Here is a 255-nt window from a genome sequence, read left to right on the forward strand (position 1 = left end):
AAAAAGGCGGCGTGAACAAATTGAAGAAGCTCTTTATTCGGGAGCACAATCGGTGCGCCATGGCGATAAGCAAGTAAGCAACCGCTCTGTTGAGGAACTGCGCAGAGCGCTTGAGATGCTGAACACACAAATAGCCAACCTTGAAGGACGCAAGCGTTCACGCGTTTTCTATTTTAATATATCACGAGGCTATTAATGGCTGGTTTTTTCAATAAACTCACAGGCTTTTTTAAAATTTCTCGTCAACACAATCCC

1 protein-coding gene is annotated in these 255 nt (G+C 43.9%); it reads left to right on the forward strand.

Going from position 1 to position 255, the window contains the following annotated elements:
- Positions 1-196, forward strand: a 196-nt coding sequence (locus tag ACFIK3_RS09750) for a phage head-tail joining protein (protein ID WP_375676638.1), incomplete at its 5' end; no start/stop codon positions are given.
- Between the last annotated feature and the right edge of the window lie 59 nt (positions 197-255).

This window comes from Bartonella sp. CB10SXKL (genome assembly GCF_042195515.1).
In the GTDB taxonomy this organism is placed as follows: Bacteria; Pseudomonadota; Alphaproteobacteria; order Rhizobiales; family Rhizobiaceae; genus Bartonella.